General features: G+C 45.0%; 9 protein-coding genes. 6 read left to right on the top strand and 3 right to left on the bottom strand.

The window, feature by feature from the left end; all coding sequences use genetic code 11:
* Positions 1-155: 155 nt before the first annotated feature.
* From WBA89_RS19670 to WBA89_RS19660, 3 genes are all read right to left on the bottom strand, one after another.
* Positions 156-2,150, bottom strand: coding sequence for a DICT sensory domain-containing protein (locus tag WBA89_RS19670; RefSeq protein ID WP_424408881.1), 1,995 nt, complete (start codon positions 2,148-2,150; stop codon positions 156-158).
* Positions 2,151-2,334: 184 nt separating this feature from the next.
* Entirely contained in the window at positions 2,335-2,646 is a 312-nt protein-coding gene (locus WBA89_RS19665; protein ID WP_424408880.1) for a DUF2973 domain-containing protein, read from the bottom strand.
* 159 nt (positions 2,647-2,805) lie between these two features.
* Entirely contained in the window at positions 2,806-3,135 is a 330-nt protein-coding gene (locus WBA89_RS19660) for a DUF2605 domain-containing protein (protein WP_424408879.1), read from the bottom strand.
* Between the two features lie 502 nt (positions 3,136-3,637).
* Between WBA89_RS19660 and thrS the strand changes: the two genes are divergently transcribed.
* The 6 genes from thrS to WBA89_RS19630 all read left to right on the top strand — a co-directional run bounded on the left by thrS (position 3,638) and on the right by WBA89_RS19630 (position 10,029).
* Positions 3,638-5,464, top strand: a complete 1,827-nt coding sequence (thrS, locus tag WBA89_RS19655; protein ID WP_424408878.1) for a threonine--tRNA ligase — start codon at positions 3,638-3,640, stop codon at positions 5,462-5,464.
* 147 nt (positions 5,465-5,611) lie between these two features.
* Entirely contained in the window at positions 5,612-7,390 is a 1,779-nt protein-coding gene (locus WBA89_RS19650; protein WP_424408877.1) for an AIPR family protein, read from the top strand.
* Positions 7,391-7,500: 110 nt separating this feature from the next.
* Complete coding sequence (locus tag WBA89_RS19645; RefSeq protein WP_424408876.1) at positions 7,501-8,298, top strand: DUF4058 family protein; 798 nt, start codon at positions 7,501-7,503, stop codon at positions 8,296-8,298.
* 89 nt (positions 8,299-8,387) lie between these two features.
* The gene (locus WBA89_RS19640) at positions 8,388-8,609 is read left to right on the top strand and encodes a DUF3285 domain-containing protein (protein ID WP_424408875.1); all 222 of its coding nucleotides are present in this window, start codon (positions 8,388-8,390) and stop codon (positions 8,607-8,609) included.
* 209 nt (positions 8,610-8,818) lie between these two features.
* On the top strand, positions 8,819-9,355 hold the full coding sequence (ybeY, locus tag WBA89_RS19635) for an rRNA maturation RNase YbeY (protein WP_424408882.1): 537 nt from the start codon (positions 8,819-8,821) through the stop codon (positions 9,353-9,355).
* 161 nt (positions 9,356-9,516) lie between these two features.
* Positions 9,517-10,029: a diacylglycerol kinase family protein gene (locus WBA89_RS19630; RefSeq protein ID WP_424408874.1), complete on the top strand. Its 513-nt coding sequence runs from the start codon at positions 9,517-9,519 to the stop codon at positions 10,027-10,029.
* Positions 10,030-10,313: the final 284 nt, after the last annotated feature.

Below are 10,313 nucleotides of genomic sequence, written 5' to 3'. Positions count from 1 at the left end.
TCAAAAAAAATCGACTGTTTCAGCGGGTGACAAACCTTGCACGGCCCGGCAGCAAGCAACCGGGCTAAACAATCGGAACAGTCAAGTTAAATTCGCCATAAAATTGGTTTTTTTATTGAGATAATTGACCGAAAATAATATTTTAGGATATCGATCTAAACAATTGGAATAGTAAAGTGAAATTCGCTTCCTCGGTCTTTTCCTGGGGAATCTGCCCAAATTTTACCGCCCCAGCCGGCGACAATCTGCTTGCAAATTGCCAATCCCAAACCGGTACCGCCGGCGCTGCGCCGCAATGCTCCTTCTTCTTGATAAAATCGATCGAACACTACTTTCAGACTGTTCGCCTCGATTCCCCGCCCCGTATCGGCGACCAGCACTTCCACCATCGCAGAACCGTTGGATTTGGCTCTGATGGTGACTATTCCCTGGGCTGTGGTGAATTTGCAGGCGTTGTCTAGCAGTTTGGAGAGCACCTCCACTAACCACTCGCCGTCTGCTTGGACTAATGGCAATTCTGCGGATACTTCGGTGATAATTTCCGGTAACTGCCGATCGAGTCCGCCGCGCGATCGCACGCTGCTGAGGGCCAAATCCACGCATTCTTGCAGCGTCAGCGATTCTACATTCCATTTAACTTGTCCGCTTTCTAGGTTAGAAAGAGTTAAGAAATCCTGCACCAGTTTCCGCATTCGATCGGCATCTCCGAGGGCTGTTTCTAACATGATTTTTCGCAATTCTTGGGGCATATCTGGCTCGGAGTTCAAACTTTCCAGACATACTTGAATTGTCGATAGCGGAGTCCGGAGTTCGTGTCCGGTGATGGCTATGAGATTGCTGCGAGTGCGGTCTAATGCTTCTAATTGTTGGTTTAGTTCTTCTAAATTAGCGTAGGTTTCTGCTTGAATTAAGGCTGCTCCGAGTTGGGTGGCGATCGCCTCTACTAAAGCAATTTCGTCTTCTTCCCAAGGCGAAGCCGATCGGCACTGGTGCATTTCCACCATGCCCAAAACCCGCCCATGATAAAGCACCGGCACCATCAACCAAGAGACTATCTGCCAATTTTTGACAATTTTGCCCAAAAATTTTGTATTGACAATCAGCGGGTGTTGTGCTGTGTCTTGGATGTAAACTCGCTCTTGCCGCGCTACGGCGTCGCTCCATAGGGGATTTTCTTGTAAAGGCCAAGTCTGATTTAATAGAGAACTAGCACCCAGGCGCAAAAACTCGCGATCGATTTTTACCGACACATCTGCGGCTTTGCAGCGATAAATCAAACAGCGGCTGGCTGACAAAGCTGTTCCCAGTTCTTGCACTGCGACTTCGACGATTTCTTGCGGGTTGAGAGACTGCCGCATTGCCGTTGTAATTAAGTTTATGAGGCGTTCTTTGCGTTCTTGGGCGGCGATCGAGCTGTATGCTTTCAGCAGTTGGTGCTGGCCTGATTGCAAGTAGGTTACTAAGCGTTTGGTAAAAGCGTCGCTCAATTTGGGATTGGGAACTATTGAGTTTTTTCGCGGGCTTTTTTGGGGTTTGGCTGCTGGGGAAGTCGCGGATTTCCGGGTTTTTTTGGTCTTTTTTCCCAGCTTGTAAGTTGTGCGCGCTCGATCGATCTTTTCGGCCAATTCCGGGCGATATTTGAGAATTTTATCCAGCAACAATTCGGCAGCTTTGCAGCTTACCTCCCTGTCGAACGTCCAAATTCCCTCAAATCTGCGAGCTTGATCCACCAACACTGATTCGCGATCGTCCTGGTTTTCGACCGGCACAATTTTTTCTTGACAAATCAGACAAGTTGAGTAGTGCTGCCCCAGCACCACTAAGTGCCACTCTTTACTTAATGCGTCCTCCGGTGCAAACGCCACAGTTTCGTGATGTTCCGAGGAATTTTTAAACTCAGTTTCCGGTGCTGCTAGCACGTATACCTGAGAAGATAGATCGGCAATTCGCCGGTAGCGGTGAGCTTCCTGCAGGTAGAAGCGCTCTTGCTGAAAGCTAGCAATCACTAGCGGTTCGTCATCGGAACCCGCCAAAACCAAGTCTTCCATCGCGTGAGACAGCGCTGTCATGGAAGATTTGAAATAAATTTGTGCCCGCAGTTGGGGCAAAGCTTGCAGAAGTTCTGCCAGTAGCGAAATAGGGACGATCATCTAGCTTTAAACGTGCATTTTTGCCCATGACAAAACTGGAAAGCGATCGACCGTAAGTTTAGATCGATCTTTTTCCAGTATCTCTCAAAAGTCGCTACAAATTGGCCGTTACCGAGAAACTAACGGCCAATTATTTTTTTCAGTACCAGCGACTCTGAGTATAAATGCTGCGACTGCGATTAAATCAGCGTCGTTCGCTCCCTTCCTCGCTGCCGCCGGGAGATGATTTGTAGAGAGCATCTAATTGTTCGCGCGCGTCTTGGACAGTCAGCGAACGCATCACTAACAGCGGCTCGTTCACAACGTTTCCGTATTCGTCTAAAAGTTCTGGATGAGGTACAGCTTGAGAGCCAGAATAGGATGCGTAGCGATTATTTCCCCTGAATTGTTGAGGGCGCTGCGACTCCATACCTACCGTGACTAGACTGCGGATTAGGTTACCGACGGCCAAAAAGGCCAGAACGGTGAAAGCTAAAATATAAAGCAGGTGTAACATGATATTTTCCTCCCGGCTAAACAGCCGCACAGCAGTTTACAAATGTGTTTCAGCAAGTAATAACTTAATTAACTGGAAATCTGTTTGAACTTGTCAAGCAGCCCGCGACATTTCCTGGTGTTTGGGATTTAGCTCTAAGTTTAACTTGAACTCGCTTCCTCATTGTTTAGGAGGAGTTGACTGCCACGAGCGAAATCGCGCCGATACTTGCCAGCATTCGGCGAGCAGTCTGTGCCACGGCATCAGTGCTGCGGTTTCAATTGCAACTTGACCTCCGGTTGCTTGAAATAGAGCTTTAGCCGCGCCTACTTCTTGCTGAGCTTGTTTGACTCGCGCCAGCAAGTCGGATTGATCTTCGTCGCTCAGAAAATGAATTTCCTCAGTTTCTAAGAGTTTGGTCGATCGGTCAAACCAGTATCTAAAATCCTCTAACAGCGGTTCCAGTAGGGATTTTAGCAATTCTGACTCTGGCAAATTAGAATCAAGCATGAATTAAAATTGGGTTATTTATTTATTCTAACCTTAAACGTGCTTTACAATCTGTAACATATTTTTAACAATAATTCAAGATTTCACAAAAATTAGCAAGTGAGTGTCAAGAAATTTAACATTGTCAGCAGTTATTTTTGAGTCAAAATCCGCATTATGTCAAATTAGTTGGCGATCGGGTAGTTAGAAACCCGGTTTTTTCACGCAATATCTCGTTACAGCCCGCAGATTCGGTAAAAAACCCGGTTTCTGAGCCTCGCAGTGCCTCCCGGAGTCAACTTGTCACCATCAGCGCCATTGCTGTAATTTCCAGGAGTTAGATTGTAGGGTGCGTCAGGGGGCTGAATGTAACTACCCCAGACTAAAGACTTTGCCCCGCTGACGCACCCTACGGTTAGTTAGCACTCCTGTAACAGTGTCCCCAGCCGGAAGTCGGCGCTTGCAGTCCCATTCTGAGTAAGATAGAAGCAACTGCAACTCTCATTAATTGCTAATTCAGCCGATGTCTAGCTCAGAATCCATGAACGCTCCAGAAGAGTCCGTTAAGATAGAGTTGCCCCGCACCAGCGAGTCGGAGGCACTAAAAAAAATTCGCCACACCACATCTCACGTTATGGCGATGGCGGTACAGAAGTTATTTCCCAAGGCTCAAGTAACAATCGGCCCTTGGATTGAAAACGGTTTCTATTACGATTTTGACAGCCCGGAACCTTTTACCGAAAAGGATCTCAAGGCAATTAAAAAAGAAATGATCAAAATCATCAACCGCAAATTGCCTGTAACTCGCGAAGAAGTCAGCCGCGAGGAAGCAGAGCGCAGAATTAAGGAGATTAACGAACCTTACAAACTAGAAATTTTGGATGGTTTGATTGAACCGATTACTCTTTACCATTTGGGCGACCAATGGTGGGATTTGTGCGCCGGGCCCCATTTGGATAATACCAGTGAATTGAATGCAAGGGCGATCGAGCTAGAAAGTCTCGCCGGAGCATACTGGCGCGGCGACGAAACCAAAGCTCAGTTGCAGCGCATTTACGGCACTGCTTGGGAAACACCCGAACAGCTAGAAGCCTACAAGCACCGCAAAGAAGAAGCCCTAAGACGAGATCACCGCAAACTAGGCAAAGAATTAGGCTTATTTATTTTTGCCGATGCGGTAGGCCCCGGTTTGCCTTTGTGGACACCCAAAGGCACTATTTTGAGAAGTATTCTAGAAGATTACTTGAAACAAGAACAAATCAAGCGCGGCTACTTGCAAGTTGTGACACCGCACATCGCCAGAGTCGATTTGTTCAAAATTTCTGGACACTGGCAGAAATACAAAGAAGATATGTTTCCGCTGATGGCTGAAGACGCAGAAGCGGCAGCAAACGAACAGGGTTTTGTCATGAAACCCATGAACTGCCCTTTTCACATTCAAATTTACAAAAGCGAACTGCGTTCCTATCGCGAATTGCCGATGCGCTTAGCCGAATTCGGCACAGTTTACCGCTACGAACAATCGGGAGAATTGGGCGGTTTAACCAGGGTGCGCGGCTTTACGGTGGATGATTCCCACTTATTTGTCACGCCGGAACAGTTGGATGCTGAATTCTTGAGTGTGGTGGATTTGATTCTGTCAGTATTCAAGAGTTTGCAACTGAAGAATTTTAAGGCGCGTTTGAGTTTCCGCGACCCAGAAAATTTAGAGAAATACATCGGTTCCGATGAAGCTTGGGAAAAGGCGCAAGGTGCGATTCGCCGCGCGGTGGAAACTTTGGGAATGAATTATTTTGAAGGAATTGGGGAAGCGGCTTTTTACGGCCCTAAACTCGATTTTATTTTCCAAGATGTGTTGGATAGAGAATGGCAGTTAGGAACTGTTCAGGTAGATTACAATTTGCCCGAACGTTTTGATTTGCAATACGTTGCTGAAGACGGCACTCGCCAGCGTCCGGTGATGATTCACCGCGCTCCTTTCGGTTCTCTGGAGCGTTTGATCGGGATTTTGATCGAACAGTACGCGGGGGATTTTCCGCTGTGGTTAGCGCCGGTTCAGGTGCGGTTGCTGCCTGTTAGCGAGGAGTTTTTGCCGTTTGCTAAGGAAGTGGAGGCGAGGATGAAGGCGCTGAATATTCGGGCGGAAGTTGAGAGTAGTGAGCGTTTGGGTAAGTTGATTCGCAATGCTGAGAAGGATAAAATTCCGGTGATGTGTGTTGTGGGTGCGAAGGAGGTTGAGGCGAATAGTTTGAATGTTCGGACTCGTGCTTCTGGGGAGTTGGGGGCGATTTCGGTTGATGAAGTTCTTGGGAGGTTGCAGACTGCTATTAGCAGTTACGGCGATTTTTAGATATTGCAAAATTCCACCCTGCAAGGATAGACTAATCTTTTGCAGGGTGGATATCCTACTTACTCAATACCTCGTAAACTTGAAATAAGTTCAAGTAGCCAAACTACAGTATTCATTCACTTTGTTCTAACGGGAGTTATTCAGAACATGACTTTTTCATACCAAACTGCTTTTGACGCTCGCACTGATTTAAAAGAGTACAAGGAAAATGCTTTAGCTCTTTTTGCATTACAGCTTAGATTTCAAATTGAGGATATTGACACCCTAGCCGCAAGCTCTCTCACAGGAGGCGGCGACGATAAAAAATGCGATTTAATCCATGTGGACAAGGAGGCCGGATATATTATTGTTATACAAGCCTATATGGCTGATTTAATGAAAAATCCCAATAAACAGGCTGCACCATCTAATAAAGCTTCCGACCTTAACACCGCAGCAGCCTGGCTATTTAATTCTTCTCTAGAATATCTACCTGAAGGAATTCGCTCTGCTGCTGCAGAAGTTCGGTCTTCACTCGAAGCAAACCAGATTAGATTCGTACAGTTTTGGTATGTACACAACTTACCGGAATCACAAAATGTTAAAGATGAACTTAAAATGGTAGAACAGACAGTTAATAATGCCCTGAGAACACAATTAAAAAATTCCGAGGTGGAAAATGTAAGTACCCTAGAAGTAGGTCAAAAAACACTGGATGAGTGGTATCGTGCTTTAGAAGCTCCTATCTTAGTTACTGATAAGTTTACTATTCCCATATCAGGGGGTTACACTATATCTGGCAAGGATTGGGAAGCCTTTGTAACAGCTATTCCTATTACCTGGCTCCATCAAGTATTTCAAGAATATTCGGACAATCTATTTTCTGCCAATGTCCGAGGATATCTGGGAAGTATAAAAAGTGACAAGAATATCAATAATGGCATTAAAAAGACTGCCAAGGATGAGCCAAAAGATTTTTGGGCTTTTAATAATGGTATCACAGCTTTAGTATCTAGTTTTAAGGAAGTAGAAGCTAACCAATCTGAAGAACAAGGTAGTGCTAAGACACTAGAAATTATTGGAATTTCTATAGTTAATGGAGCGCAGACAACAGGAGCATTGGGTAGTTTAGATACTTCTCCTGACGGTACAGGATATGTACAAGTTAGGTTTGTAAAATGTACGAATACCAGCACGATAAGAAAAATAATTGAATACAACAATAGGCAAAATGTAGTCGAAGCATCTGACTTCCGCAGTAACGATACAATCCAGCGACGCTTGCGTGAAGAGTTTGAAAAAATTCCAGATACAACTTATTATGGCGGAAGAAGGAGTGGCTCAGATGTGAAGCGCCGTCCGCCTAACTTATTACCATCCGATACAGTGGCTCAAGCTCTGGCAGCATTTCATCAAGATCCGGTAATCGCATATAATAACAAATCAGATATTTGGAGAGTAGATACAATTTACTCTAAATATTTTACAGAACAAACATCAGCAAGGCATATTGTATTTGTCTATTCTTTGCTTCGCAGTGTAGAGGCTAAGAAGCTTCAACTTGTGAACAAGAGTAAACCTGGCCCTCTATCCAAAGAAGAGTCTCAACAATTATCTTTTTTGCAAAAACGAGGTGCTCACTTCCTACTCTCCTCAGCCATTGCTAATTGTCTCGAAACATTTTTGGACAAACCAGTTCCTAACGCTTTTAGAGTTTCTTTTGGCAAACAAGTCTCACCAGAAAATGCGAAGAAATTTTGGGAACCAATCGTACAAGTTACTATTCCTTTTTGTGAAAAACTGCAGCCCGCAGTCAAAAAAAGTCTAAATAGTAATGATGAGGCAAAAAAGGCAATTAGTGACTTTAAAGCTGTTGTAGAATCAACCAAAAGTTATCATGTTGATTGTTTTAAAAATTTCGATAATATCGTTGAAATTCGCTCTTGACTCTAGAGAAAATAACATGACTACCAATGAAAAATATTGATTGATTGATTGATTGATTGATTGATTGATTTATTCAATTTTAGACAAGCAAATAAACAGGAGTTATATCAATGCCTAATCCATTTCCGGGGATGAATCCCTATTTAGAAAGTCCTGACTTTTGGCCAGAAGTTCATCACGGGCTGATTAGTATGCTTCAGGAGTCATTGGTTCCCCAACTTGTGCCAAAATATAGAGTTGCGATCGAAAAGCGTATTTATGAAATTAAGGGAGAACAATCTCTGTTAGTCGGAATTCCTGATGTTTCTATTCAACGCAATACTACTCCCAGAAATTCAAATTCATCTAATGTAGCTGTCGCGACACGAACTGCTACGCCTTTGAAAGTCGGATTACCGATGTTTGAGGAGGTGAGAGAAGCGTATTTGGAGATTATAGATATGGCAAGTAAGGAAGTTGTAACGGTAATTGAGGTGCTTTCACCTGCTAATAAACGTCCGGGAAAAGGGCGGGAGATGTATGAGGAAAAGCGGGATCAGGTGTTCGGAAGTCGATCGCACTTAGTGGAAATTGACTTACTGCGAATTTACCAGCCTCTGCCTGTTTTTGGGAACGATATTGAGGGAAGTTATCGAATTTTGGTGAGTCGGGGAGATTGTCGCCCCGTCGCTGATTTGTATTTGTTTAATCTACCGGATGCAATTCCGGCTTTTCCTTTGCCTTTGCGTAGTGGCGATGTGGAACCAATTGTCGATTTACAGGCGTTGTTGAATACGGTGTACGATCGCGCCGGATATGATTTTACCCTAGATTACACCGCCGAACCCCTGCCCCCGCTGTCGGAATCCGATGCTGTCTGGGCTGATTCCCTGCTACCCAAAACCAGCCTCCCACCATCCGAAACCTAAAAAAAACTACACAAAACGTTACATTTTTGTTACCATCGTGGCGAGTCTGTCTTCAGCATTCGCCCTTTTAACCTTCAAAACTAACCGTTATGGATCAACCTCCCTCCACAACTCCCGCCTCCGAAGAGCTCGCCGCCGAAACTCCGATCGCGCCGACAAACAATGCACCTCCACCGAGTTATGTCAAGCTGGCGATGCGGAATATGGTTCGCAAGCGGGCGACTTCTTTGTTTCATTTTGCTTTGACGGCGGCTGGACTTTTGGGCGTACTCGTCGGTTTGGCTTTTCTCGATCGCTATTTCAATTCTTAGAACACCGGGCGCTTGAAACCTAGTCGATACACACACTCACGCGCCTGTGCGGGTTCCATAGCGGGCCGTTTTGTCCGATCGCGCGATCGACCCGTTGCAATCTTCCACAGATTCCTGTAATCTGCCAGCTAAAAGCAAAAAGTCGATTAGCCTGCCCAATGTGAAATTGCCCAAAAATTGAATAAATTGCTTGACAAAAAATGCTGAAAATGCTAATTGAGGTGAACGTCGAAGACTGTTACGGGCTAGCCCGATCGTCCGCCGACGGTTCCAACCTCCCTGAAAGTGCAGCCAGCGGGGAAATTTCAACCGAAACTTGGGAAAATTGGTTTAGCGTTTGGCTGGAAAACCAAGAGGCGGATGTGCCAGCAGCCCCAGGCTACGAAGTCAGCCTGCGTTTAACCGCCGATGCCGATATCCAAACCCTCAACGCCCAGTACCGCCAGCTCGATCGACCGACGGATGTACTAGCTTTCGCAGCTTTAGAGGTAGACTGTCCTCAACTAGACGAAATGCAGTCCTCTGAACCCTTATACTTGGGTGATATCGTAATCTCGATCGATACGGCTCAGCGACAAGCCCAGCAGCAAGGACATCCCCTGAAGACCGAACTAGCTTGGCTCGCAGCCCACGGTTTTCTGCATCTTTTGGGCTGGGATCACCCGGATGAGGAGAGTCTGACTCAAATGCTAGACAGACAAGAAACATTGCTGCGGGCGATCGATCTTGAGATCCAAACAGCATAGCTGAAGTTGATGGTTACTTAACCAATCACATCAAGCCAAACATAACTTTCTGAAACTATACCAAAACTTTAGTAAAAACTTAGGAAAGTTAACTAGACTTGATTAAGTAAATTAGAAAAGTCTAGCTTTCATTCATCTCTGTAACTTAAAGTTGGTTATTTATGACACTAGAGCGACCCTCTATTTCATCAAACATTGCACACATTGCGATCGTGCCTCAAGACTCTTCGAGTGCGACAGACAACGAACCGAAAAAAGCCTTGAAATACAAGCGAGAACTGTCCTGGAAAATTGCATCAAGCTTAGCTACGAGTTTTAGATACGCTTGGGGTGGGCTGAGTTATGCTTTTGAAACTCAGCGAAATTTTCGGATTCACACTGTTATAGGCACTTTGGCGATCGGACTAGGGCTATATCTGCAACTGAAACCTGTAGAAATATCTGTGATCGGCGTCACCATTGGTATAGTTTTAGCAATGGAACTTTTGAATACGGCGATCGAATCGGTGGTAGACTTAACAGTCGGGCAATCTTACCACGAACTCGCCAAAATTGCCAAAGACTGCGCGGCCGGAGCAGTTCTGGTATCGGCAATGGCTGCGGCAATTGTTGCTGCTGCACTCCTGCTTCCTCCCTTGTGGCAAGTGGTTCAAATTGCGATCGTCCGTCAGTAACGCCATTTTCGATTTTCGCATTGAAGATTTTCAATGGGAAATCACTTATGACTATAATAGTTTGAAATTTGTCCGCAGTTGCATTCTTTTTTGAAACTGGTATAACTTATTGACCGAGAAAAATTTGAGGTTTGGGATGACCAAATTGAATTTTTTAGTTTGATTCGTACATATTGCAGCTATTTAAATCTTGGTCGTATCTCTAAAATTTTCATTCCTATTGCATTCAAACAGCCAGTCATATCAAATCCGGTTGTATCAGAATGATAACTAATAGGTGGTAA

Source organism: Microcoleus sp., from assembly GCF_049646505.1.
Classification (GTDB): domain Bacteria; phylum Cyanobacteriota; class Cyanobacteriia; order Cyanobacteriales; family Microcoleaceae; genus Microcoleus.
Note: the sequence above shows the minus strand (reverse complement) of the source record. Positions and strands in the feature narration are given on the sequence as shown.